The sequence below is a fragment of the Mesorhizobium sp. C395A genome (genome assembly GCF_030323205.1).
In the GTDB taxonomy this organism is placed as follows: Bacteria; Pseudomonadota; Alphaproteobacteria; order Rhizobiales; family Rhizobiaceae; genus Mesorhizobium.
Window position 1 is genome coordinate 5,606,955 of the sequence record NZ_CP100473.1, and the last position, 24,528, is coordinate 5,631,482.

Sequence of the window (24,528 nt, forward strand, 5' to 3'; positions counted from 1 at the left end):
TCGATGCATGTCGTGGTCCCAGAACCGGGGCACACTTCTGGGCGACATGCATTGAACCCTACTCGGCCGCCGATGCCAGCGGCCTGACCCTTGCCATCATGGAACGCAGCACGGCCGGCTTCAGCGGCTTGTTGATCACCGGCACGTCCAGGGCGGCGGCAGCGGCACGGACCTCGGTGGAGCGGTCGGCGGTGACCAGCACGGCCGGCAGGTCCGAACCATGGATGTCACGCAGGCGGGCGATGATGTCGAGGCCGCTTCTGCCATCGAGATGATAGTCGGCAAGCACGATGTCGGGACGATCGGCCCTGCCAAAATCCTCCGAACCCGAAAACGTGCCGATGCTGCAGCCCCAGCCCTCGAGCAGAAGCCGCATGCCGTCGAGGATGCGGGCGTCGTTGTCGATGCACATGACGCGCAGGCCGGCCAGCGAATTCGCGGTGCGGGCAGGCGCCTTCGGCTCGACCTCGCGCCGCGGCGCCTCAACCGCCGCAACCGGCAGGATAACGGAAAAGCGCGTACCCTTGCCCGGGTTGGAAAAGATCTGGATCTCGAGCCGCAGCACCCGCGCGATGCGGTCGACGATGGACAGGCCAAGGCCGAGACCTTCGGCCTCGCGCACGCCTTCGTCCAGCCGGGTGAACTCGTTGAAGACCGTGTTCAGCTTGTCGCCGGCAATGCCGATGCCAGTGTCGATCACCTGGATTTCGGCGAGTTCGCCGCGCCGTCGCACGCCGACCAGGATGCGGCCATGGGGGGTGTATTTGATGGCGTTGGAGACCAGATTCTGGATCAGCCGGCGCAGCAGGTTGCGGTCCGTCAACACGCTGAGCGACGAGGCTATGATCGTCAGATCGAGTTTCTTTTCGGCGGCGAGCGGCTGAAAATCATTGCCGATCTGGCGCAGCAGCCCGTCCAGGCGGAAGGCGCTGTCGTCCGGCTTCATCGCGCCGGCGTCGAGGCGGGAAATGTCGAGCACGGCGCCCAGGATCGTCTCGACCGATTCGAGCGAGGATTCGATGTTGATAGCAGCCTTCCCGGCCGGGCCCTTGCCGGCCTTTTCGATCAGCGACGAGCAGTAGAGACGGGCGGCGTTCAGCGGCTGCAGGATGTCGTGGCCGGCGGCGGCGAGGAAGCGCGTCTTGCCCAGATTGGCCTCCTCGGCCAGCATCTGCGCCTGCGCCAACTCCTCATTGACCCGGGTCAACTCCTCGTTGACCCTAGTCAGTTCGATGGTACGCGTCTTGACCCGCTGCTCCAGCGATTCATTGGCCCGCTTCAGCGCCAAATCCTGTTCGACGCGTCCTGATATGTCGGCATAGGTGGCAACGATTCCGCCGTCCGGCATCGGGTTGGAGCGCAGTTCGAGGATACGGCCACTGGTCTTCAACTCCATCTGCCATGGGCTGACGAAGCTGGTCAGCCGGTTGAGCATCGCCACGCGCTGGTCGGCCGGAATATCGCCGCGCTCGGCGAGGTGGCGCAGGATGCGGTCGAGCGAGACGCCGACCTGGCCCATCTCGTCGGGCAGGTCGAACAGCGCGCGATATTGTCTGTTCCAGCAGATCAGACGAAAATCGCGGTCGAATACGGTGATGCCCTGCTCCATCTGGTCGAGCGCGATCTGCAGCAGGTCGCGATTGTGCTGCAGCGCTTCGGTGGCGTCGTCGAGCAGGCGAAAGGCGTCCTTGGACTCGCGGTCGTTGCGGCGAAACAGCAGCGACAGGATCAGCCGCGCCGAAGACGAGCCGACCGCGCTCGCCAGCAGCTGCTCGGAAAAGCGGATGACATCCATGCTGGCCTGCTCATTGCCGTGCAGCGAGACGCCATTGCTTTTCTCGAAGGATTGGAAGGAGCGCTCGGTGCGCTCGACGCCGAGGTAGCGCGAGATGGTGTCCTTCAGCACGTTGACGGTGATGGCGGTGCGGAAGCGGCGCAGGCTGGGCATCGGGCCGGATTCGCGCGGCACGAAGATCGACGCCTGGATCCGCTCCAGCGGCACTGACGCGCGCGACAGCGAGCCGAGCACGAAGAACAGCGTGTTGACCGACAGGCTCCAGAGCACGCCGTGGTTCAACGGTTCGGCGACGGTGCCGAACAGAGCCTGCGGCCGCAGCGCCTCGAAACCGAACAACCCCTGCACGACGATGTCCGCGTCGGCTGCCGAGAGCGACGGCAAAAGCAGCGTATAGCCCCAGACGAGGATGCCGGCGACCATGCCAAGGGCCGCGCCGCGGCCATTGGCGCCGCGCCAGATCAGCCCGCCGATCAGCGCCGGCGCGAACTGGGCGATTGCCGCGAACGACATCAGGCCGATCGACGACAGCCGCGCCGAGTTGGTGCTTTCGCGGTAGTAGAGGAAGGCGATGAACAACAGGATGAAGATGGCGCCGCGCCGCACGTTGAGGATCAGCGTCGACCAATCCTCATTCTCAGAGGTCGTGGTCTTGAGCAGGCGGCGCACGAACAGCGGGATGACGAGGTCGTTGGAGATCATGATCGACAGCGCCACGCTTTCGACGATCACCATGGCGGTCGCCGCCGACAGCCCACCGATGAAGGCGGCCATGGCGAGGAAGTCATGGCCGCCGAACAAGGGCAGCGCCAGCACATAGAGGTCACTGGTGGTTTTGGCGCCGACCAGCGCCAGGCCGGCGAAGGCGATCGGCAGCACGAACAGGTTTATCGCCACGAGATAGAGCGGAAACACCCAGGTCGCGGTGCGCAGTTCGGCCTCGCCGCGGTTCTCGACGATGGTGACGTAGAACTGGCGCGGCAGCATGATGATGGCAAAGCCGCTCAGGCAAGTCAGCACCAGCCAGGTGGCGAGCGAGGTGTTGTAGCCCATGGCTTGCCGCACCTGGCTGTTTTCGGCCAGCTTGTCGATCATGTCGCCCGGGCCGCCGAAGATCAGGAAGGTGACCATCAGGCCGATCGCCAGGAAGGCGGCGAGCTTGACCACGGTTTCGACCGCCACCGCCAGCACCAGCCCGTCCTGGTGCTCGGTGGCGTCGGCATGGCGGGTGCCGAACAGCACCGCAAACAGCGCCAAGAGCATGGCCACCACCAGCGAGATGTCGCTGACGAAGGGATCGAAGGAGGGCGGCGATCCCGTATAATGCTCGACCATCAGGCCGACCGAACCGGAGATCGCCTTCAATTGCAGTGCGATATAGGGCACCGCGCCGATGGTGGCGATCAGCGTGGCGATCGCCGAGACGGCAAAGCTCTTGCCGTAGCGCGCGCCGAGGAAGTCGGCGATCGAGGTGATCTTCTCGCTCTTGGCCAGCCGCACGATGCGATTGAGCAGCGGAAAGCCGAACACGAACACCAGCACCGGCCCGGTGTAGATGCCCAAAAATTCGAGGCCGCGCTCGGACGACAGGCCGACCGAGCCGAAGAAGGTCCAGGAGGTGCAGTAGATGGCGAGGCTGAGCGCATAGATGAAGGGCCGGGCGCGGCCGGGTCCCAACGCCGTTGAACGCCGGTCGCCGAGGCTGGCGATGACGAACAGCAGCGTTACATAGGCGACCGCAATGATGACGATGAACCAGCCCTGCACGACCCGAAAATCCTCCTCGGCCAGCTTTCACCCCGGCCTGCCCAGAGGCAATCACAGCTCTAAGGTCAAGTCCATCGCGGCTTTCGGCGCATGGCCGCGACGCCGCCCTGTCGAACCGTGACCTGAGGTAAGGAGAAAGCGGTGTTTTCCAGCTTTTGCTTCTGTTGCAACCGCAGGTTTTTGTTATGGTGCGCACGGGCCGACGCCGGAGGGACGGCGGCAGCGCGGTCCGTCATGACAAGGAGGGTCGAATGCTGAAAGAATTCCAGGAATTCATTTCCAAAGGAAATGTGATGGACCTTGCGGTCGGCGTCATCATCGGCGCGGCCTTCAGCAAGATCGTCGATTCTCTTGTCAATGACATCATCATGCCTTTCATCGGCGCACTTGGTGGCGTCGACTTTTCCAACTACTTCATAGGCCTCTCATCAACAGTGCATTCGACCAATCTTGCCGACGCGCGTAAGGAAGGCGCGGTGTTCGCCTACGGCAATTTTATCACCGTGGCGCTGAATTTCGTCATCCTGGCTTTCATCATCTTCCTTATGGTCAAGGCCGTGAACAACATGCGCAAGCGGCTCGAGCGCGAGAAGCCGGCCGCACCTGCGGCTCCGCCGCCGGCTGACGTCGCTTTGCTCACCGAAATTCGCGATCTCCTCGCCAGGAAATAGACAAGGCCAGATTTCTGGACCAAAACCCCGGTCGTTCGCGGCCGGGGTTTTCTGTTGCCGCATCTGCTAAGAGCATCCGCCAATGCATGTCGCCCATAAGTGCGCAGCGGTTCTGGATAATGAGATGCAGCAAAGCAGACATCAAAACGGACCTGTTCATGACCCTGATCGATAGCTTGCGCGCCGAAGCGGTGGCCGCCCCCGAAAGCGGCATTGTCGCCGTCGTCAATTACGGCCGTACGCGCGAGGGCATGATCCCGCTCTGGGCCGGTGAAGGCGATTTGCCGACGCCTGCCTTCATTTCGGAAGCCGCCGCCAAGGGGCTCGCCAATGGCGAGACCTTCTATACCTGGCAGAAAGGCATTCCGGAGCTGAGGCAAGCGCTTTCTCGCTACTATGCCAGGCATTTCGGCAAGAGCTTCGCCGAAGAGGAATTCATCGCCACCGGTTCCGGCATGCATGCCATTCAGTTGGCATTAGCCGCGGTCGCCGGCAGCGGCGACGAGGTGGTCTATCTCTCCCCGGCCTGGCCGAATTTCGCCGCCGCCGCCGGTATTTCCGGCGCTACCCCGGTTGCGGTCACGCTCGACCAGTCGGGCAATGGCTGGTCCTGCGATGTCGACAAGATTGCGGCTGCGGTGACGCCGCGCACCAAGGCGCTGTTCGTCAACACGCCATCGAACCCCACCGGCTGGACGGCCGATAAGGAAAGGCTGCAGGCGATCCTGAATCTCGCCCGCCAAAAGGGTCTGTGGATCATCGCCGACGAGATCTATTCGCTGTTCCACTACGGCCACGGCCGTGCGCCGTCCTTCCTCGACATTTCGACCGCGGAAGACCGCATCCTGTTCGTCAACTCCTTTTCCAAGAACTGGGCGATGACCGGCTGGCGCGTCGGCTGGATCAAGACCCATCCCGAGCTGCAGCAGGTGTTCGAGAACCTGATCCAGTATTCGACCTCAGGCGTCGCCCAGTTCATGCAGCGCGGCGCCGTCGCGGCGCTGGACCACGGTGATGCCTTCATCGTCGAGCAGGTGGAGCGCGCCAGGAAAGCGCGCGACCTAGTCTGCGATATTCTCGGCGCAACCGGCAAAGCGCGCTTCACCGTGCCGCAAGGCGCGTTCTATTTGTTTTTCACGGTCGACGGCATCACCGATCCGCGCCGGGCTGCTTTCGACATCGTCGACAAGGCCAATGTCGGCCTGGCGCCGGGCACCGCCTTCGGCCCTGGCGGAGAGGCGTTTTTGCGCCTGTGCTTCCACCGCCGCCTCGACCAACTCGAGGAAGCGGCACACCGGCTGGCGGGATGGATGAGGACGGTTTGAGGTGAATGGGCGGCGGCTTCAGCCGCCCGACTTCGGCACAAGCAGCGGCACAATCCGGTCGCTCTTGGCGACAGTGGGCCGTCCGGCGGAGCCGTAGGGAATGCCCAGCGCATCCCATGTCTCGACCAGCGCGTCCTGCAGTCCCGCAATCAGGGTATCGGTATGGAACGGCGTCGGCGTGATGCGCAGCCGCTCGGTGCCGCGCGGCACGGTCGGATAGTTGATCGGCTGGATGTAGATGCCGTGCACGCCGAGCAGACGGTCGCTGGCCATCTTGCAGAGTTCGGGGTCACCGACCAGCACCGGCACGATGTGTGTCGGCGATTCCATCACCGGCAGGCCGGCTGCAGACAGAACCTCCTTGGTCCGCGACGCCTGGCGCTGTTGCGCATCGCGCTCGGCTTGCGACCGCTTGAGGTGGCGGATGGACGTGGTGGCGGCGGCGGCGATCGCCGGCGGCAGCGCCGTGGTGAAGATGAAGCCCGGCGCATAGGAGCGCACCGCGTCGATGACGGCGCTGTTGCCGGCGATATAGCCGCCCAGCGTGCCGAACGCCTTGGCCAGCGTGCCTTCGATGATGTCGATGCGGTCGGCCAGCCCCTCGCGCTCGGTGATGCCGCCGCCGCGCGGTCCGTACATGCCGACGGCATGGACCTCGTCAATATAGGTCATGGCGTTGTAGCGTTCGGCCAGTTCGACGATCTGCTTGATCGGCGCGATGTCGCCATCCATCGAATAGACACTCTCGAACACGATCAGCTTGGCGCGTTCGCGGCCCGCCACCTGCAGCACGCTTTCGAGATGCGCGACGTCGTTGTGGCGGAAAATCTTCTTTTCGGCGCCCGAGCGCCGTACGCCTTCGATCATCGAGGCATGGTTGAGCTCGTCCGAAATGATCAGGCAATTGGGCAAAAGCCGCGCAATGGTCGAGATCGAGGCCTCGTTGGAGACGAAGCCGGAGGTGAAGACCAGGGCCGCTTCCTTGTCGTGCAGGTCGGCCAGTTCCAGCTCGAGCTCGACGAGCGGGTTCGAGGTGCCGGAAATGTTGCGGGTGCCGCCGGCGCCCGAACCCATCTTGCCGGCTGCATTCTGGAACGCGGCAATGACATCGGGGTTCTGGCCCATGCCGAGATAGTCGTTGGAACACCAGACGGTGATTTCCTCGGCGCGACCGTTTGAACGCCAGATGGCGCGCGGAAACTTGCCGACAATGCGCTCGAGATCGGCGAAAACCCGGTAGCGCCGCTCGGCGTGGAGCTGGTCGATCGCTTCCTCGAAGAACCGCTGATAGTTCATGTCGCCTTCCCAGTTTTGCGCGGGATCATAATCGTTGGCCCATTCGTCGTCCACCGGGCCGTTTTGGTCAAAATGCCACGCCCCAAGCCTGTTCCTAACGATGCCAGATCGTGGCCTATTCCCTTGATGTGGATCAATTTTGTGTCCGTACGATGCCACAGGCCGGTGAGACTGTTACGGATTTAACATTCAGGCGTTTCTAATGGCCTTGCCGCAGGCTTTCCAGTAAGGCGGTGATTGAGACAGTTTCCGACAAATTATGAGTAAAAGAGGACGCGGATGACGGTTTTGGTAACGGGCGGCGCCGGCTATATCGGCAGCCACATGGTCTGGGAATTGCTGGATGCCGGCGAGAGCGTCGTCGTTCTCGACCGCCTTTCCACGGGCTTCGAATGGGCGGTGGCGCCGGAGGCCAAGCTGGTCGTCGGCGATGTCGCCGATAGGGAATTGGTCGGCCAGATCATCCGGGATAACAAGGTCGACGCGATCATCCACTTCGCCGGTTCCATCGTGGTGCCGGAATCGGTTGCCGATCCGCTCGCCTATTACGAGAACAACACCTCCAAGACCCGTACGCTGATCGAAACCGCTGTACGCGAGGGCGTGCCGCATTTCATCTTCTCCTCGACCGCCGCCGTCTATGGCGGCGCCGGCCTGGAGCCGGTGCGTGAGGATGCCCGCCTGGCGCCGGAATCGCCCTACGGCCTGTCCAAGCTGATGAGCGAATGGATGCTGCGCGATGCAGCGCTTGCGCATCCCTTGCGCTACACGGCGCTGCGCTACTTCAACGTCGCCGGCGCCGATCCCAGGGGCCGGACGGGGCAGTCGACGCCTGGCGCCACGCATCTGATCAAGGTCGCCTGCGAGACCGCGCTCGGCAAACGCCCCTTCATGCAGGTGTTCGGCACCGATTATCCGACGCCGGACGGCACCTGCATGCGCGATTATATCCATGTCAGCGACCTGGCTGCGGCGCACCGGCTGGCGCTGCAGCGGCTGCGCGCCGGCGGCGGCAGCCTCGTCGCCAATTGCGGCTACAGCCACGGCTATTCGGTGCTCGAGGTCATCGACAGCGTGCGGCGCGCCTTCGGCCGGGATTTCGAGGTCAAGATGGGCGACCGGCGCCCCGGCGACGCCGCCGCCGTGGTTGCCAATTCGGACCTTGCACGCGCCGAACTCGGCTGGACCCCGCAACGCGACGACCTCGACCAGATCGTCGCCGATGCACTCGCCTGGGAGCGTATCCTCACCGGCAAGAACTCCGCGCGGGGCTGAGCCGGACACTTCCGAGGGCTCGCAAGGCGCGCGGCGAAGCGCTATTGAAGCAATGGCGGTGCGGCGTGGAGGCGCTGTGCCGCGAAGAGGGGGTGGCATGAAGATAACGGTGCTTGGAGCCGGCGTTGTCGGTACCGCGGCCGCCTATTATCTGGCCGCCGACGGCCATGAGGTCACCGTGATCGAGCGCCATCCGGCGCCGGCGCGCGGCACCAGCCAGTCCAATGCCGGTCTGGTGTCGCCGGGCGACGCCACCGCCTGGGCCTCGCCGGCGGCGCTGAAGACCTTCCTGCGCGCTCTCTGGAACCATGATCTCGGCATCAAGGTCAGGCTGCGCTTCGATCCTTATTTCCTCGCCTGGAGCCTGCGTTTCCTGCGCCAGTGCACCGTGGCCCGGCTGCGCGCCAACAGCCAGGTCAAACTGCGCCTGGCGCTCTATTCGCGCGACTGCATCAACGCGCTCTCCGACGCCACCGGCATCCACTATGACGAGCGCAAGAAGGGCATTCTTTATTTCTTCCGCTCGCAGCACAGCCTCGACACCGGCACCGACAACTACCAGTTTCTGGCGAAGCATGGCCTGCCGATCGAGATAGTGGGCCGCGACCGGCTGGTCGAACTTGAGCCCGGGCTCGCGGGCGTGAAGGAAAAGATCGCCGGCGGCGTTTATTCGCCGATCGACCAGACCGGGGATTCCAGGATATTCGTCGACGGGCTCGCCGCCTATGCGGCCGAAAAGCTTGGCGTCAGATTCCTGTTCGACACCACGATCGAGGGGCTCGACATAGAGGGCGACTGGGTGCGTGCGGTCATGACATCGGCCGGCCCGGTGACGGGCGACGCCGTCGTCATCGCCATGGGCCCCGAGAGCGGCCTGATCGGTCGCCGCTACGGTATCGACCTGCCCGTCTATCCGGTTAAAGGCTATAGCGCGACCATCCCGCTGGAGGACGAGAGCAAGGGACCGACCATGGGCGGCGCCGACGAGGACCGGCTGGTTGGCTACTCCAGGCTCGGAAACCGCCTGCGCATGTCCTCGACAGCCGAGTTCACCGGCTTCGACCGCAGCTTCAAGCCCAGCGACTTCAAGTCCATGCTGAGCACCGGCAAAGACCTTTTCCCCGGCGCTTTCGACGAGAAGAAGGCGCTGTTGTGGGCAGGTCTGCGGCCGATGATGCCCAACTCGGTGCCGGTCATCGGCAAGGCGAAATACAAGAACCTTTACCTCGACACCGGCCACGGCCATGTCGGCTGGACCATGGCCTGCGGCTCGGGCAAGTTCCTGGCCGACCTCGTCGCCGGCCGCAAGCCGGAGATCGACCCCCAAGGGCTGGTCTACGGGAGCTGAGCGATGTCGGGACCGCAAGTCGCTATCGACCTTGGCCGCATCGAGCGCAACGCCCGCACCATCGTCGAACGCTGCGCATTGTCTGATATCAAGGTGTTCGGAGTTACGAAGGGCACATGCGGCATGCCGCAAGTGGCGCGGGCCATGCTGCGCGGCGGTGTTGCCGGCATCGCGGAATCGCGCTTCGAAAACATCCGCCGGCTGCGCGACAGCGGCATCAATGCGCCGGTCATGCTGCTGCGCAGCCCGCCCATGGCGCGCGTCGAGGAGGTCGTGCGCACCGTCGACATCAGCCTGCAGTCGGAACTGACCACCATCCGCGAGATATCGCGCATTGCCGAGCGCATGGGCCGCGTCCACGATATCATGCTGATGATCGATCTCGGCGATCTCCGCGAAGGCATCTGGCCAAGCGACCTGATCCCCACCGTCGAGCAGATCCTACAATTCAAGGGCGTGCGCATCGCCGGCATCGGCACCAATCTCGGCTGCTTCGGCGCCATAATGCCGACCCCGGAGAACCTTGGCCAACTCGTCGCCCATGCCTACAAGACTGAGCGCCTGTCCGGCAAAAGCCTCGACTTCATTTCCGGCGGCGCCTCGTCATCGCTGACGCTGCTGCTCGAAGGCAAGCTGCCGCCCGGCATCAACAATCTGCGCGTGGGCGAGGCGATCCTGCAAGGCGGTGTCGAAACCTTTCGCGACGTGCCGTGGCCCGAACTCGAACCCGATGCCTGCCGGCTGACCAGCGACATCATCGAGGTCAAACTCAAGCCTTCGCGGCCGATCGGCACATCCGGCTACGACGCCTTCGGCAACCAGCCGGTCTTTGCCGACGAGGGCGACCGGCTGCGCGCCATCGCCAATATAGGCCGCGAGGACGTGCTGGTGGAAGGGCTGACGCCGATCGCCAAAGGGGTGAGGGTGCTCGGCGCTTCCAGCGACCATCTGCTGCTCGATGTGCAGGATGCCGATCCGCGACCCACCGTCGGCGACCGCGTCGCCTTCCGCATGAATTATGGCGCCATGCTTCTGGCGATGACCTCGGAATATGTCGAGAAGGCGCCGATGCACGACGTCGCGGATTTCTCCGGCCGCAAGATGGTGTCGATCTCGGCCGAACCGGAAGCCGGCGGGATTATCGCCCGCGAGGGAACCGGCGCGCGGCTGGAGGCAATGAATTTCGACGTGGTCGAACTCGCCGACGTCGAGCGGCCGCCCTCGGGCCTCGTCCGTCTCGCCGCCGGCGCAGATCGCCGTATCGCCCACAAGGCGCTGACCGCAACGGCGCGGGCGACGCATTCCTTTGGCCTGATCTGGATCGATTCCCTCGCCGCCCTGATGCCCGAGGACGAGGAGGCCGAAGACATGCCTGAAGTCTCGGTGCTGGCCCGCGCGCTCGGTCTCGATCACAAGCCCGGCGCGCTGCAGCCGCAGCTGTCGCCGGAAAATATCGTCATCGTGGGCCTGCGCCATGCCGATCCGGCGGAGGCAAGGGTGCTCAAGGATTCGCGTGTCTCGGCCTTCACCATGACCGACATCGACGCCATGGGCATGCGCGACCTCATGCATGAGGCGATCCGCATCGCGACGTCGGGCACGCAGGGCTTTCACGTCAGCTATTCGCCGACGGCGACCGAATTTACCGGCTGGGCTGCGGGCTCGGGCGGGCTGACGGTGCGCGAGACGCATCAGGCAATGGAGGCGATCTCGCTGTCCGGCGGTCTGCTGTCGATGGATGTTTCCGGGCTGACCGCCGGTCTGGAGCCGCGGATCGGCGCCGACGCCGTCAACTTCGTCATGTCGGCCTTTGGGAAGCGGATTTTGTGATCAGCCTTGCGCGTCGACTGCCGCGCGCCACGCGGTGACATAGGCCGCCCAGACCGGGTCGGTCTGCGGCTCAATTCTTTCGCCCTTGCCGTGCGTCACTGGCTGATCGGATGCGAGCAGTGCCGCGCCGATGCTGGTGCCGGTGGCCGCCTCGGAGGCGATGACGATGCGCGCGGTCGCTGCCGCCAGCATGCCGACAAAGAGCCGGTTGCGAGCAAACGGTCCTTCCACGGTGGTCGGGCCGTCGGCGCCGATCAGCTCGAGGCAGGTCGCCGTCATCAGTGCCAGATAGAAGGAAATGGCGGCGAACCGCTCGCCTTTGCTGATGCCCTCGGCACCAAGCCATGCCGCGGCATGGTGCGGGAACGGACCTGATCCCTGCTGGGTAGAAGGCAAAAGCAGCATCTTTTTTGTCAGAACGGCCAGCACCTCGCTGCCGCTGCAGTCCTGCGGCTTGTCCTTGGTCAGCTGGGAAAACTCGCGGCCACCCATGAACCGCGCCGAGGGGACGGGAGCGCCAAGCGCGCTGACATTGACCAGCGTGTCGCGCGCAGCATCGAGCGCAATCTCTCTGCCGCCGACCGCCATCGATACCACCCAGGTGCCGGTCGAGACGACCGAGAAGGGCGGCTCGTCGGACAGAAGATGCGGCAATAGGGAGGCGTTGGAATCGTGCAGTCCGCAGAAAACCGGGGTCTGCGGATCGAGCCCGGTGCGCGCGGCAAGCGCCGGCAGGATCGGGCCGAGCTGGTCCCTGGCCGGCCGCACCGATGCCATCAGCCTGCGCCAATCCAGCCTGTCGACCATCGAGGAAAAGTCCGCCTCCCAAGGGCTCCACAGATCGGTGTGGCAGCCGAGCGAGGTCACCTCGTTGGCGGCAACGCCGGTCAGGCGCAGCGCCCAGTATTGCGGATACATCAGCATCGCGGCGGCCCTGGCGAATTCGGTGGGAAAACGCTTCTCAAGCCAGAAGAATTGCGCACCGAGATTGAGGCCGAGCGGCAGGCGCGGCGTCCCGGTCTCAATGAAGGGCGGACGGATCGCACTATACTCTGTAGCCAGCCTGTCGGGGCCGTCGAACTCATAGTCGAGGACAGGCAGCACCAGTTCGCCCGCGGCGTCGACCAGCACGCCGGTCGCACCATGCGTGGTGATCGAAATCGCGTCGATACGCTGTTCGCGGTCGAGGCTGGCAAGGCTGTTGAGGATAAACGTCCACAGCGCCTCGACATCGTGATGCGGATAGGGCGCTTGTCGCAGCGGCGCGTTCGCCATGCGGCGCAACCCCACCTCGCTCAGCGTGACGAGATCGACCAGCGCCACCTTGGCGTTGGTCTTGCCGATGTCGATGACGGCGATGTGGCGCAGCGCACTCATGCCATATGGAACATTGTTTCCAGGGGGATGGCCACCGGTTGGTTGTCCGGCCTGGTCTCCATGATGTCGGCCATGTGCGCCCACCAGCGCTGCATCACCGGATGCTTCGGCAGGTCGGCCATGCCATGGTCGTCCCGCCGCCACAGCACGCCGAACAGGATGTTGGTGTCTTCATCGAGATGGATCGAATAATCGGCGACGCCGGCCTCTCTCAGCAGCGCCACCAGCGACGGCCAGATCTCATCGTGGCGCTTTTTGTACTCGGCTTTCATGCCGGGTTTGAGCTGCATCTTGAAGGCGTATTTCTCAGGCATCAGCTGTTACCACGCAGCTGTCGCCAGACGATCGGCAGCGCGATGACGAAGATCAAGAGCAGGCCGATGAAGATCGACATGACGATGCCGGGCACGTTGAGCAGGCCGAGGCCGAAGGTCACCAGCCCCATGATAAAGGCGGCGAGCACGACGCCAACAATGCTGCCGGAGCCGCCCAGAATGCTGACGCCGCCCAGCACCACCATGGTGATGACCTCAAGCTCGTAGCCCTGCGCGATGGACGGCCGCGTCGAGCCGAGCCGCGAGGTGATCAGCACCGAGGCGATGCCCGCCATCAGTCCGGTCATGCAAAACAGGATGAATTTGATGCGGCCGACGCGAACGCCGGAAAACTGTGCCGCGACCGGATTGTTGCCGATGGCAAAGACACGGCGGCCGAAGCTGGTGCGATGCAGCAGGAACCAGTAGGCGACGGCCGCGAGGAGGAAGAGCACCAGTTCGAACGACACCACCCACCAGACGTAACCCTGGCCCAAGAAAGCAAAACTCTCGGGATAGCCTTTGTAGGCCTGATCACCGAGGATGATGAAGGCAATGCCGCGAAACAGGCTCATCGTGCCGATGGTAACGACGATGGACGGCAGGCCGAGCCTCGTCACCAACAGGCCGTTGAAGGCGCCGCAACCGAGCCCGACGACGATGCCGATAGCCACCAGCACCGGCGTGTCGGCGCCGGCCTGTACCGCCATGCCCATCATGGTCGAGGCGAGCGCGATGATGGCGGCGACCGACAGGTCGATCTCGCCCGAAATGATCAGCAGCGCCATGGCGAAGGCGATCAGGCCTTTCTCGGTGAAATTGAAGGTCAGGTCCGACAGCGAATAGGCATCGAGGAAATAGGGCGATGCGAAGCTGTTGATGGCGAAGATGGCGACCGCCACGAAGACCAGCAGCGCTTCCCAGGAAAAGATCGCTGAAGAGAGCGGCTTGTCGAGCCGGTCGGGAATGTGGCGCGGGGCGGGGGTGTCGGTCATGCCGCCTCCGCCTTCCTCAGAATGATCCGCCCCTGCTGGCGTTCGCCGCGCGCGTTGAGCACGACGGCCAGGATGATGGCGCTGCCTGAAATCGCCATCTGCCAGAAGGGCGAGATGTTGATCACCGGCAGTGCGTTGGAGATGATGCCGAGGAACAGCGCCCCTAACACCGCGCCCCCGACCGAGCCGATGCCGCCGGCAATCGAAATGCCGCCGATGACGCAGGCGGCGATGATATTGAGTTCATAGCCATTGGCGACCTCGACCGAGGCGATGACATAACGAGAAATCCAGAGATAACCGGCGAGCCCGCCGATCATGCCGGAAATGCAGAAGACGATGAATTTGGTTCGGCCGACATCGATGCCGGCATAGACCGACGCCGTCGGGTTGACGCCGATGGCATAGATCGAACGGCCAAGCGCGGTTCGCGTCATCACCACGAAGAACAGCGCGATGACCAGTATGGCGATCCAGGACAGAACCGGAATGCCCAGGAAAGCTGCGCGCTGGAAGCCGATGAAGTCCGGGCTCATCTTGTCGGCATTGACCCAGGCGCCGCCGGAGAGGACGAAGGTGGCGCCGCGATAGATGGTGAGCGTGCCCAATGTCACCACGATCGAAGGGATGTTCAGCCGCCACACCAGCAGGCCGTTGATGGCGCCGAGCACCAGTCCGACGGCCAGCGCAATGACGATCAGCAGCGGGATCGGGATCGCCGGATGTGCGGCGTTCAGCATCGCCACCACCATGCCGGTGAAGCACAGGTTGGAGGCCATCGACAGGTCGATCGAGCGGGTCAGGATGACGACCATCTGTCCCAGCGCCAGGATCATCAGGATCGAGGTGTCGTTGAACACCTGGGCGAGATTGCCGGGGTCGGCAAAGGCCGGGAAGCGCGTCGAGATCAGAGCAATCAAAACGACGATCGCCGCTGCCAGCCAGATCTCGCGGAATTTCAGGAGAGCCTTCATGCCGCGATCCCCGCTGCCGTCCGGACCAGCGTTTCGGCGTCCAGCCCCTTACTATCGTAGACCGCCGCAACCAGCCCTTCGCGCATGACGACGACGCGGTCGGACATGCCCAGAATCTCCGGCAGTTCCGACGACACCATGATCACCGACAGGCCCTGCGCGACGAGCTCCGCCATGAAGCCGTGCACGGCGGCCTTGGAGCCGATGTCGATGCCCTTGGTCGGCTCGTCCAGGATGATCACCTTGGGCGCTGTCGCCAGCCATTTGGCGATGACGATCTTCTGCTGGTTGCCGCCCGACAGCGTGCCGACATCCTGGCTCAGCGACGAGGCGCGCAGGTCTAGCCGCTCGGTGTAGGAGCGGGCGAGCGCGAATTCGTCCGACAATCGCAGCAGGCCGGATTTGGAGGTGCGCTTGAGCGAGGGAAGCGAGACGTTTTGGAAGATCGGCAGGCCGATCACCACGCCCTGCTTGCCGCGTTCCTCCGGCACGTAGACGATGCCGGCTTCGATGGAATCCGCCGCCGATTTCGGCGTGATCACCTTGCCTTCCAGCGTTATCGTGCCGCCCGATATGCGGGTGATGCCTGAAATCGCCTGCATCACCTCTGACCGCCCGGCGCCGACAAGGCCGTAGAAACCGAGGATCTCGCCCTCGTGCAGCTCGAAGCCGATGTCGCTGAATTCGGTCGGGTGCGACAGGCCGGATACAGACAGCACCGGCGCGCCGATCTCGGCCTTGCGTTGCGGGAAGATGTGGTCGACCGAGCGGCCGACCATCATGCGCACGATCTGGCTCTGGCCGGCATCCTTTATAAGGCCCTGGCCAACCATCTCGCCATCGCGGAACACGGTGTAGCGATCGGCGATCCGATAGATCTCGTCGAACTTGTGGCTGATGAACAGGATCGCCTTGCGTTCCTCCTTGAGGAATTCGATCAGCAGGAAAAGCTCCTCGATCTCCTTCATCGAAAGGGCTGCGGTCGGCTCATCCATGATGACGATCTGCGCATCGATCGACATCGCGCGAGCAACCGCTACCAGGTGCTTGTTGGCGATGCCGAGGTCTTTCAGCCGCGCATCGGCGTCGATATGGCCGGCATGCATGGTGTCGAGCACTTCGCGCGCGTGTTTTCGCATGGTGCGCCAGTCGATGGTGCCTAGCCGCGTGCGGGGCGCATGGCCGAGAAAAATGTTTTCGGCGACGCTCAGATCGTCGAACAGCACGGTTTCCTGATGAATGGCGGTGACGCCGTGGCCGAAGGCGGCATGCGCGCTGGGCAAAGTGACGGCCTGGCCGTCAATGCTGATCGTGCCGGCGTCCGGCTGGTAGATGCCGGTCATGATCTTGACCAGCGTCGACTTGCCGGCGCCGTTTTCACCGATCAGCGCCGTAACCTGGCCGGGGTAAAGCGACAGGCTGACATTGTGCAGCGCGCGCACGCCGGGAAAGCTTTTGGAGACGCCGGACAGCGTCAGGCGCGGGGCAGGACCCGTGGGCTCCTCCTTCGCAATGCCGTGCTGGGCTGTCGTGTCCATATCCGTATCAAGCCCTGAAACAAGGTCCGTTTAAAGTCGCGGCGGGATTTTGGTCCCGCCGCGCTTGGTCCGAGACGTCCGAGATCAATAGATCTTGGAGAACTTTTCGATGTTGGACTTGTCGAACTGGAAGGGCGGAGCCATCGCAGCCGAGTTGCTGTCATCGAGCGTGACCTTGCCGACGCGGCCGATCGACAGCGTTGCGCCCGGCTTTGCCTCTTCCTTCTTCACCGCCAGATCATGAGCGAGGTAGACGGCGGAGTAGCCGAGGTCGATCGGATTCCAGAGGGCAACCGCCTGGCTGGAACCGTTGTCGATGAACTTCTTGAACTCCGACGGCAGCGCGAGACCGGTGACATTGACCTTGCCGATCAGGTTCGCGTCGGTGACGACCTGGGCAGCGGCAACGACGCCGACGGTGGTCGGCGCGATGATCGCCTTGAGGTTCGGATAGGATTTCAGCAGGCCCTTGGCTTCGTCGGTGCTCTTTGCCGAATCGTCATCGCCGTAGACGGTGGCGACGAGTTTGATCTTGGGGAATTTTTCCGGCAGGATTTTCTTGGCCGCGTCGATCCAGGCGTTCTGGTTGGTCGCGGTCGACGAAGCCGACAGAATGGCGACTTCGCCGCCTTCCGGCAGATAGTCGGCGGCAAGCTTGATGATGGTCTCGCCGATCAGGCCGGTGTCGGACGGGTTGAGGTGCAGCTGGCGGCCTTCCTTGGCGACGCCCGAATCCCACGAGATGACGGTGATGCCGCGCTCCATCGCCTTCTTCAGCACCGGCACCAGCGCGTCGGCGTCATTGGCCGAAATCGCAATGGCGTTGACCTTCTGCGCGATCAGCGAATTGACCACTTCGATCTGCGCTTCGGCGGTCGCCTTGGTCGGGCCGGTGTAGATGATGTCGACATCGCCGAGTTCCTTGGCCGCCTCTTCGGCACCCTTGTTGGCGGCGTCGAAGAAGCCGTTGCCGAGCGACTTCACCACCAGCGCGATCTTGACGTTCTCGGCATAGGCGGCATTCACGAACATGGCGGCCGAGAACGCGGCCGTCACCATCAATTTCTTCAGAAAGCTCATCGTATTTCCTCCCTTGAGCGTTGCATTCCATCGTCGCTGCGGTTGGCCTCAGGCCTGCAGCGAGGATTCTTCCTTTGCCGACTTGCGGGCGACGATCAGCGTCACACCCGCGGCCTCCAGCATGTTGGCTTCGCGATCCTCGATGCCGTCATCGGTGATGACGGTGGCGATGCGCTTGAGCCCGCACAGGATCAGGCTCGAGCGCTGGCGGAATTTCGATGAGTCGACCAGCACCACCAGTTCGTCGGCCTGGTCGATCAGTTTCTGCTCCGCCTGGATCAGCAGCGGGTCGCCTTCCATCAGGCCAAGCGGCCCGAGCCCTTGAGCGCCCATGAACATGCGGCGCGCGTAGAAATTACGCGTCACGTCATTGTCGAAGGGCGAGAGGATGATGTTCTGCTCGCGGTAGATGGTGCCGCCCGACAGCATGACGGTGTTCTTCGAATGCTTGAGCAGGTGCTCGGCGATGGGGAACGAATTGGTGAAGATCGGCATGCGGCGTCCGGTCAGGAAATGCACCATCTGGAAGGTGGTGGTGCCGCCATTGATGATGATCGGCTCGCCGTCCTTGCACAACTCCACCGCTTCGCGCGCAATCGCACGCTTCTGCGAAGCGTTAAGCGTTTCGTTGACGGAAAAGGGCCGGCCGGCGAGGCCGATGAACTGCGGTGGCGAGATCGCTTCGGCGCCGCCGCGCACGCGGCGCAGGCGCTTTTGCACATGAAGAGCCGCGATATCGCGCCGGATCGTCGCCTCGGAGGAGTCCGTCAGGTCGACCATCTCCTGCACCGTCACCACAGGCTTTTCCTGGACGGCGGACAGAATGATCCTGTGGCGCTCTTTTTCGTGCATGGTTCCTCCCTGCATGGTCATGAGGCACTAGAAAACCACCAGTGTCAATCATTTCCGCTCATATAATTTCATTGTGCAGTGCAATATGATCGATCTTGATCGTTTATGATTGACAACCGAGATGCTTGCGTAGACATTTCCGGCAAAATGGACCGCGCCTTTTGCGTCCCAGGGAGGATAATCATGCTCGACAAGCGCTCCGGCTCGCGCCTTGCCAACCTTTGGGACGATGCGAAAGCCAAGGGGCTGAGCGAGCCTGAGCTTCTGGTCTATCGCTCCAACACGCTCGGCTCCGACAAGCGTGTCACCAATTATGGCGGCGGCAACACCTCGTCCAAGATCCGGCAGGAGGACCCGCTCTCCGGCGCCGAAGTCGAAGTGCTATGGGTCAAGGGCTCGGGCGGCGACAGCGCCTCGATCAAGCTGGACGGTTTCGCCACGCTTTACATGGACAAACTGCAGGCGCTGAAAGGCCTTTATCGCGGCGTCGCGCATGAGGACGAGATGGTGGGCTATCTTCCCCACTGCACCTTCAACCTTAATCCACGCGCGGCCTCGATCGACACACCGCTGCACGCCTATGTGCCGAAGCCATTTGTCGACCACATGCATCCCGATGCCATTATCGCCATTGCCGCTGCCAAGGATTCCAAGGCGTTGACCAAGGAGATCTTCGGTGACGCCATCGGCTGGCTGCCGTGGAAGCGGCCGGGCTTCGAACTTGGCCTGTGGCTGGAGAAATTCTGCGTCGAACACCCCGAGGCCAAGGGCGTCATCCTCGAAAGCCACGGCCTGTTCACCTGGGGCGACACACCCAAGGAATGCTACGAAACGACCATTTCGGTCATCAACCAGGCGATCGAATGGTTCGAGCGCCGCTCCGAGGGGCTCGCCATATTCGGCGGCGAAGTCGTCAAATCGCTGGACGCGGCTGAGCGCCGCGCCACCGCGGCAAGACTGATGCCGAGAATACGCGGCCTGATTTCGGAGAAGAGCCACAAGCTCGGCCATTTCGACGATTCCGCCGCCGTGCTCGAATTCGTCAACTCCAGGGATTTGCGCCCGCTGGCGGCACTCGGCACTTCATGCCCGGATCATTTCCTGCGCACAAAAATTCGCCCGCTGGTTATCGAGTTCGACCCAGCGAAGCCCGACGTCGAAGCCGTGATTGCGCGCCTCGCCGACGATATTGCTGAGTACCGTGTCGGCTACCAGGCCTATTACGACAGCTGCAAGCATCCGGACTCGCCCCCGATCCGCGACCCCAATGCCGTGGTCTACCTGATGCCCGGCGTCGGCATGTTCACCTTCGCCGGCGACAAGGCCACCGCCCGCATCTCTGGCGAATTCTACGTCAACGCCATCAATGTCATGCGCGGCGCCTCGACCGTTTCGTCCTATGTCGGCCTGCCGGCGCAGGAGGCCTTCGACATCGAATACTGGCTGCTCGAGGATTTGAAGCTGCAGCGCATGCCGAAGCCGAAGTCGCTCGCCGGCCAAATCGCGCTGGTCACCGGCGGCGCCGGCGGCATCGGTCGCGCCACCGCCAGTCGGCTGCTGCGCGAAGGCGCCTGCGTCGTGCTGGCCGATATCGACGAGGCCGCACTTGCCAGCGCCAACGACGAACTGGCGAAAGCCTATGGCAAGGACTTCGTCCGGCCGGTGCTGATCAACGTCACCGCGGAGGAGCAGGTGATTTCCGGCTTCACCCAGACAGCCGTCGAGTTCGGCGGCATTGATATTCTCGTCTCCAACGCAGGCCTCGCCTCCTCGGCGCCGATCGAGGAGACGACGCTGGCGCTGTGGAACAAGAACATGGACATATTGTCAACCGGCTATTTCCTGGTCTCGCGCGAAGCCTTCCGGCTGTTCCGCGCCCAGAAGATCGGCGGCAATGTCGTCTTCGTCGCCTCCAAGAACGGTCTTGCGGCGTCGCCCAACGCCGCCGCCTATTGCACCGCCAAGGCCGCCGAAATCCATCTCGCTCGCTGCCTGGCGCTGGAAGGCGCCGAAGCCCAGATCCGGGTCAATGTCGTCAATCCGGACGCCGTGCTGCGCGGTTCGAAGATCTGGACCGGCGAGTGGAAGGAACAGCGCGCCGCCGCCTACAAGATGTCGACCGACGACCTCGAAGAACACTACCGCTCGCGCTCGATGCTGAAGCGCTCGGTGTTTCCCGAAGACATTGCCGAAGCGATTTATTTCTTCGCCTCCGACATGTCGGCCAAATCCACCGGCAACATCATCAACGTCGACGCCGGCAACGCGCAGAGCTTTACGCGCTGAGTTAAGAGCGGAGCGCTTCTCTTCTCCCCGTCACTATAAGGGGAGAAGGTGGCCCGAAGGGCCGCATGAGGGGCAGCGCTGACTGAACGCATTGGGAGGAATAGCACTTGTCCGAAACCATCGTCGCCGCCGATCTCGTCTCCAGCCACAACGCCCAGCGCAAACCCGACCTCGAGCGCGACTACGCCTCTCTCGGCGAACGCCTCGACCGCCGCGGCATCGCCATCGATGCCATCCGCGACAAGGTCGAGAAATTCGCCGTCGCCATTCCGTCCTGGGGCGTCGGCACAGGCGGCACGCGGTTTGCCCGTTTTCCCGGCGCCGGCGAGCCGCGCGACATTTTCGACAAGATCGAGGACTGCGCCGTCATCAGCCAACTGACGCAGGCGACACCGACCGTCTCGTTGCACATCCCGTGGGACAAGGCCGATCCGAACCGGCTGAAGCAGGCCGCCTCGCGCTTCGGCCTCGGCTTCGACGCCATGAACTCCAACACCTTTTCGGATGCCAAGGATCAGACGCTCTCCTACAAATTCGGCTCGCTTTCGCATGCCGATGCCGGCACGCGCCGCCAGGCCGTCGAGCACAATCTCGAATGCATCGAGATCGGCAAGACGCTGGGGTCCAGGGCGCTGACAGTGTGGATCGGCGACGGCTCGAATTTCCCCGGCCAGGTCAATTTCGCCAAAGCCTTCGAGCGCTATCTCGACGCCATGAAGGAGATCTATGCCGGACTGCCCGCCGACTGGAAACTGTTCACCGAACACAAAATGTACGAGCCGGCTTTCTACTCCACGGTCGTGCAGGACTGGGGCACCAATTACATGATCGCCAAGGAGCTGGGCGACAAGGCCTACTGCCTGGTCGACCTCGGCCACCATGCGCCCAACGTCAACATCGAGATGATCGTGTCGCGGCTGATCCAGTTCAAGAAACTCGGCGGCTTCCACTTCAACGATTCCAAATATGGCGACGACGATCTCGATGCCGGCTCGATCGATCCCTATCGGCTGTTCCTGGTCTTCAACGAACTGGTCGATGCCGAGCTGTCCGGCGCCGAGGGTTTCGATCCCGCCCACATGCTCGACCAGAGCCACAACGTCACCGATCCGATCGAAAGCCTGATGCTGTCGGCGGTCGAGGTGCAGCGCGCCTATGCGCAGGCGCTGCTGGTCGACCGCAAGGCGCTCGAGGGTTTCCAAGACGGCAATGATGCGCTGATGGCGACGCAGACGCTGAAAGCTGCCTACCGCACCGATGTCGAGCCGATCCTTGCCATGGCGCGGCTGAACACAGGCGGCGCCATCGATCCAGTCGCCGCATATCGCGCGGCGGGCTACCGGGCGAAGGTCGCGGCGGAACGGCCGGCGGTTGTGGGCGGTTCAGGCGGGATTGTTTGAGATTGGCTAATCTCCACCACAGGGGGAGATCAGCTTGCCTCTGCCGGCAGGCGAACATCAATATGTGTTCGCTCATATTGATGATGGACTCGGCCGCTCCATGTAGCTCTTCTAGGCACCGCACTTGGAGCACCGCCATGCCCTTGACCCGCCGGACGCTGATTGGCGTCACCCTTTCGCTCGCAATTGCGCTCGCGCCATCCGGCGCGCTCCATGCCGCCTCGCCACAACCGGCGAAGGGCGAGCACGGCATGGTCGTCACCGCCCAGCATCTGGCGTCGGAAGCCGGCGTCGAGGTGCTGAAGAAGGGCGGCAATGCCGTCGATGCGGCGGTCGCCGTCGGCTATGCGCTCGCCGTCGTCTACCCTAATGCCGGCAATATCGGCGGTGGCGGGTTCATGACCATCCGCTTCAAGGACGGCAAATCGACCTTCCTCGATTTCCGCGAGCGCGCGCCGCTGGCGGCAACCAAGACCATGTATCTCGACAAGGACGGCAATCCGGTGAAGGGCGCCAGCCTTGATGGCTACCTTGCGGTCGGCGTACCGGGTTCCGTGGCAGGGTTCGAGATGGCTCGTGAAAAATATGGCACGCTGCCACGCCAGGATTTGATGGCGCCGGCAATTGCCTATGCCAAGGATGGCTTCATCCTCGACCAGGGCGACGCTGCTTCATTCGCGAGCAATGCCGCACGGCTGGCGAAGGACCCTGCCGCCGCCGCCATCTTCCTGAAGCCGGACGGCAAACCCTATAGCGCCGGCGAGCGTCTCCTCCAGCCCGATCTTGCAGCCTCGCTCGCCGCCATCTCCGAAAAAGGCGCCGACGCCTTCTACAAAGGCGCCATCGCCGACGCCATCGTCAAGGCGAGCGGCGCCAAGGGCGGCATTCTGGCCAACTCAGACTTCGAGCAATATAAGGTACGCGAGCTGCAACCGGTGAGCTGCACCTATCGGGGCTATGAGATCACGTCCTCGCCGCCGCCAAGCTCCGGCGGCGTCATCATCTGCGAAATCCTCAACGTGCTGGAGGGCTACCCGCTGTCTTATCTCGGCGCCCGCTCGGCCGAGACCGTGCATGTCATGGTCGAGGCGATGCGCTACGCCTATGTGGACCGCAACTCGGCGCTCGGCGATCCCGATTTCGTCGACAATCCGGTCTCGAAACTGCTCGACAAGGGTTACGCCAAGGAGATCCGCGACAAGATCGACCCGTTCCGCGCCGGCGTCTCGCAGGATTTGATGCCGAAGGGCTTCGGCGAGTCGAAGGAAACGACGCACTATTCAATCATCGACGATGACGGCAATGCGGTCGCGGTCACCTATACGCTGAACGGTTCGTTCGGCGCCGGCGTGGTCGCCGACGGCACCGGCATCCTGCTCAACAACGAGATGGATGATTTCACCCAGAAGCCTGGCGTGCCCAACCTCTACGGTCTCGTGCAGGGAGAGGCCAATGCCATCCAGCCGAAGAAGACGCCGCTGTCATCGATGAGCCCGACCATCGTCGCCAAGGACGGCAAGCCGTTCATGGTTATCGGCAGCCCCGGCGGCTCGCGCATCATCACCATCACGCTGGAAGCCATCGTCAACGTCATCGACCACGGCATGAACATCCAGGAGGCGATCGACGCATCGCGCATCCACCATCAATGGCTGCCCGCCACGATCTATGTCGAACCGTTCGGCCTGTCGCCCGACACTGAAAAACTGCTGGCCGGCATGGGCTACCACCTCGATCTCGCGGATTCTACCTGGGGTCAGGCGGCCGGCATTCTTGTCGGCGGCAAGAGCCTGGCGGAAATCGAGAAGGGCGGCGGCGCCCGCTACAACGGCGCCATCGACAGCCGCGCCGCATCCGGCGAGGCGATTGGCTACTGATCAAAACAAGAGATTGATCAGAGGACGAGCGTAAGCGTCGACCCGACGAGCATCAGCGCCGCGATCACGACGAACGCCGCGTAGATGCGGGGACGGTCGAGGAGCAGCGCATTGCCCGATATCCAGGCCGCGGTTGCGCCGCCAAGCGCAAACAGGAAGCCGTTCCGGTGACCAAAGGTCATGGAAGCGGCCATCAGCCCGCCAATGATCAGCGCGCCGAAGACGATGATCACGGCAACGGCGTATTTCTCGAAGTCGTTGCCGCCGCCCATGGCCGGGCCGATCGCGTTCAAATTCGTCAGATCGTCCGGATCGAACGGGTTGGTCGATCCATATTCATCTTGACCGACAGGTTCTCGCATCATTCATTCTCCGCTGACCGGCAACAAATCATCAACATCCGCCAAGCGCAACCGGATCGCGCCTTGCCGAAGGCCGCCGATGCGGTCTTCAACACTTTCTGATGCCGACTTGCCACGGTTTTTTTGCGCCGGTTCACAAAATCTGCCCTGCTTTCGGGTCCACACG

Annotated in this window: 18 protein-coding genes; 8 read left to right on the forward strand and 10 right to left on the reverse strand. The window is 63.3% G+C overall.

Going from position 1 to position 24,528, the window contains the following annotated elements; all coding sequences use genetic code 11:
• Positions 1-58: 58 nt before the first annotated feature.
• Entirely contained in the window at positions 59-3,562 is a 3,504-nt protein-coding gene (locus NLY37_RS27250; RefSeq protein WP_023740728.1) for a PAS domain-containing hybrid sensor histidine kinase/response regulator, read from the reverse strand.
• Between the two features lie 251 nt (positions 3,563-3,813).
• Here NLY37_RS27250 and mscL point away from each other — a divergent pair, with 251 nt between their 5' ends.
• Together mscL and NLY37_RS27260 are read left to right on the forward strand one after the other, a co-directional pair.
• Complete coding sequence (mscL, locus tag NLY37_RS27255) at positions 3,814-4,233, forward strand: large conductance mechanosensitive channel protein MscL (protein ID WP_023681933.1); 420 nt, start codon at positions 3,814-3,816, stop codon at positions 4,231-4,233.
• Between the two features lie 158 nt (positions 4,234-4,391).
• Positions 4,392-5,558 carry a pyridoxal phosphate-dependent aminotransferase gene (locus NLY37_RS27260; protein WP_023740727.1) on the forward strand — a complete coding sequence of 389 codons (1,167 nt, stop codon included), beginning with the start codon at positions 4,392-4,394 and terminating at the stop codon, positions 5,556-5,558.
• Positions 5,559-5,576: 18 nt separating this feature from the next.
• On the opposite strand, the gene hemA is transcribed toward NLY37_RS27260, so the two are convergent.
• Positions 5,577-6,854 carry a 5-aminolevulinate synthase gene (hemA, locus tag NLY37_RS27265; protein WP_023740726.1) on the reverse strand — a complete coding sequence of 426 codons (1,278 nt, stop codon included), beginning with the start codon at positions 6,852-6,854 and terminating at the stop codon, positions 5,577-5,579.
• A gap of 279 nt (positions 6,855-7,133) precedes the next feature.
• Between hemA and galE the strand changes: the two genes are divergently transcribed.
• From galE to NLY37_RS27280, 3 genes are all read left to right on the forward strand, one after another.
• Positions 7,134-8,129 (forward strand): UDP-glucose 4-epimerase GalE, encoded by a 996-nt coding sequence (galE, locus tag NLY37_RS27270; protein WP_023669652.1) that lies wholly within the window; start codon positions 7,134-7,136, stop codon positions 8,127-8,129.
• A gap of 97 nt (positions 8,130-8,226) precedes the next feature.
• Positions 8,227-9,477: a D-amino acid dehydrogenase gene (locus NLY37_RS27275; RefSeq protein WP_023696678.1), complete on the forward strand. Its 1,251-nt coding sequence runs from the start codon at positions 8,227-8,229 to the stop codon at positions 9,475-9,477.
• Between the two features lie 3 nt (positions 9,478-9,480).
• Positions 9,481-11,307: an alanine racemase gene (locus NLY37_RS27280; RefSeq protein WP_023740725.1), complete on the forward strand. Its 1,827-nt coding sequence runs from the start codon at positions 9,481-9,483 to the stop codon at positions 11,305-11,307.
• Here the strand turns inward: NLY37_RS27280 and NLY37_RS27285 are convergent, their stop codons facing one another.
• From NLY37_RS27285 to NLY37_RS27315, 7 genes are all read right to left on the reverse strand, one after another.
• Positions 11,308-12,684, reverse strand: coding sequence for an FGGY-family carbohydrate kinase (locus tag NLY37_RS27285; protein ID WP_023740724.1), 1,377 nt, complete (start codon positions 12,682-12,684; stop codon positions 11,308-11,310).
• Positions 12,681-12,998, reverse strand: coding sequence for an L-rhamnose mutarotase (gene rhaM, locus NLY37_RS27290; protein ID WP_023681927.1), 318 nt, complete (start codon positions 12,996-12,998; stop codon positions 12,681-12,683). Before rhaM ends, NLY37_RS27285 begins: the two co-directional genes overlap by 4 nt.
• Entirely contained in the window at positions 12,998-13,993 is a 996-nt protein-coding gene (locus NLY37_RS27295) for an ABC transporter permease (RefSeq protein WP_023740723.1), read from the reverse strand. Before NLY37_RS27295 ends, rhaM begins: the two co-directional genes overlap by 1 nt.
• Entirely contained in the window at positions 13,990-14,967 is a 978-nt protein-coding gene (locus NLY37_RS27300; protein ID WP_023681925.1) for an ABC transporter permease, read from the reverse strand. The genes NLY37_RS27295 and NLY37_RS27300 overlap by 4 nt, the downstream gene beginning before the upstream one ends.
• A complete protein-coding gene (locus tag NLY37_RS27305; RefSeq protein WP_286440835.1) occupies positions 14,964-16,505 on the reverse strand; it encodes a sugar ABC transporter ATP-binding protein in 1,542 nt (513 codons plus the stop codon). The genes NLY37_RS27300 and NLY37_RS27305 overlap by 4 nt, the downstream gene beginning before the upstream one ends.
• A gap of 84 nt (positions 16,506-16,589) precedes the next feature.
• Positions 16,590-17,585, reverse strand: a complete 996-nt coding sequence (rhaS, locus tag NLY37_RS27310; RefSeq protein WP_023669661.1) for a rhamnose ABC transporter substrate-binding protein — start codon at positions 17,583-17,585, stop codon at positions 16,590-16,592.
• A 48-nt stretch (positions 17,586-17,633) separates the two neighbouring features.
• On the reverse strand, positions 17,634-18,437 hold the full coding sequence (locus tag NLY37_RS27315; protein ID WP_023669662.1) for a DeoR/GlpR family DNA-binding transcription regulator: 804 nt from the start codon (positions 18,435-18,437) through the stop codon (positions 17,634-17,636).
• Positions 18,438-18,620: 183 nt separating this feature from the next.
• Between NLY37_RS27315 and NLY37_RS27320 the strand changes: the two genes are divergently transcribed.
• The 3 genes from NLY37_RS27320 to ggt all read left to right on the forward strand — a co-directional run bounded on the left by NLY37_RS27320 (position 18,621) and on the right by ggt (position 24,000).
• On the forward strand, positions 18,621-20,723 hold the full coding sequence (locus NLY37_RS27320; RefSeq protein WP_023741261.1) for a bifunctional rhamnulose-1-phosphate aldolase/short-chain dehydrogenase: 2,103 nt from the start codon (positions 18,621-18,623) through the stop codon (positions 20,721-20,723).
• 107 nt (positions 20,724-20,830) lie between these two features.
• A complete protein-coding gene (rhaI, locus tag NLY37_RS27325) occupies positions 20,831-22,123 on the forward strand; it encodes an L-rhamnose catabolism isomerase (protein WP_023741260.1) in 1,293 nt (430 codons plus the stop codon).
• 137 nt (positions 22,124-22,260) lie between these two features.
• Positions 22,261-24,000, forward strand: coding sequence for a gamma-glutamyltransferase (ggt, locus tag NLY37_RS27330; RefSeq protein ID WP_023741259.1), 1,740 nt, complete (start codon positions 22,261-22,263; stop codon positions 23,998-24,000).
• 17 nt (positions 24,001-24,017) lie between these two features.
• On the opposite strand, the gene NLY37_RS27335 is transcribed toward ggt, so the two are convergent.
• Positions 24,018-24,365, reverse strand: a complete 348-nt coding sequence (locus tag NLY37_RS27335) for a hypothetical protein (RefSeq protein WP_032885862.1) — start codon at positions 24,363-24,365, stop codon at positions 24,018-24,020.
• Positions 24,366-24,528 lie beyond the last annotated feature (163 nt).

Coding starts and splice junctions, on each gene's coding strand:
- mscL (WP_023681933.1), top strand. CDS start 3,814: ATGCTGAAAGAATTCCAGGAATTCATTTCCAAAGGAAATGTGATGGAC.
- NLY37_RS27260 (WP_023740727.1), top strand. CDS start 4,392: ATGACCCTGATCGATAGCTTGCGCGCCGAAGCGGTGGCCGCCCCCGAA.
- hemA (WP_023740726.1), bottom strand. CDS start 6,854: ATGAACTATCAGCGGTTCTTCGAGGAAGCGATCGACCAGCTCCACGCC.
- galE (WP_023669652.1), top strand. CDS start 7,134: ATGACGGTTTTGGTAACGGGCGGCGCCGGCTATATCGGCAGCCACATG.
- NLY37_RS27275 (WP_023696678.1), top strand. CDS start 8,227: ATGAAGATAACGGTGCTTGGAGCCGGCGTTGTCGGTACCGCGGCCGCC.
- NLY37_RS27280 (WP_023740725.1), top strand. CDS start 9,481: ATGTCGGGACCGCAAGTCGCTATCGACCTTGGCCGCATCGAGCGCAAC.
- NLY37_RS27285 (WP_023740724.1), bottom strand. CDS start 12,684: ATGAGTGCGCTGCGCCACATCGCCGTCATCGACATCGGCAAGACCAAC.
- rhaM (WP_023681927.1), bottom strand. CDS start 12,998: ATGCCTGAGAAATACGCCTTCAAGATGCAGCTCAAACCCGGCATGAAA.
- NLY37_RS27295 (WP_023740723.1), bottom strand. CDS start 13,993: ATGACCGACACCCCCGCCCCGCGCCACATTCCCGACCGGCTCGACAAG.
- NLY37_RS27300 (WP_023681925.1), bottom strand. CDS start 14,967: ATGAAGGCTCTCCTGAAATTCCGCGAGATCTGGCTGGCAGCGGCGATC.
- NLY37_RS27305 (WP_286440835.1), bottom strand. CDS start 16,505: ATGGACACGACAGCCCAGCACGGCATTGCGAAGGAGGAGCCCACGGGT.
- rhaS (WP_023669661.1), bottom strand. CDS start 17,585: ATGAGCTTTCTGAAGAAATTGATGGTGACGGCCGCGTTCTCGGCCGCC.
- NLY37_RS27315 (WP_023669662.1), bottom strand. CDS start 18,437: ATGCACGAAAAAGAGCGCCACAGGATCATTCTGTCCGCCGTCCAGGAA.
- NLY37_RS27320 (WP_023741261.1), top strand. CDS start 18,621: ATGCTCGACAAGCGCTCCGGCTCGCGCCTTGCCAACCTTTGGGACGAT.
- ggt (WP_023741259.1), top strand. CDS start 22,261: ATGCCCTTGACCCGCCGGACGCTGATTGGCGTCACCCTTTCGCTCGCA.
- NLY37_RS27335 (WP_032885862.1), bottom strand. CDS start 24,365: ATGATGCGAGAACCTGTCGGTCAAGATGAATATGGATCGACCAACCCG.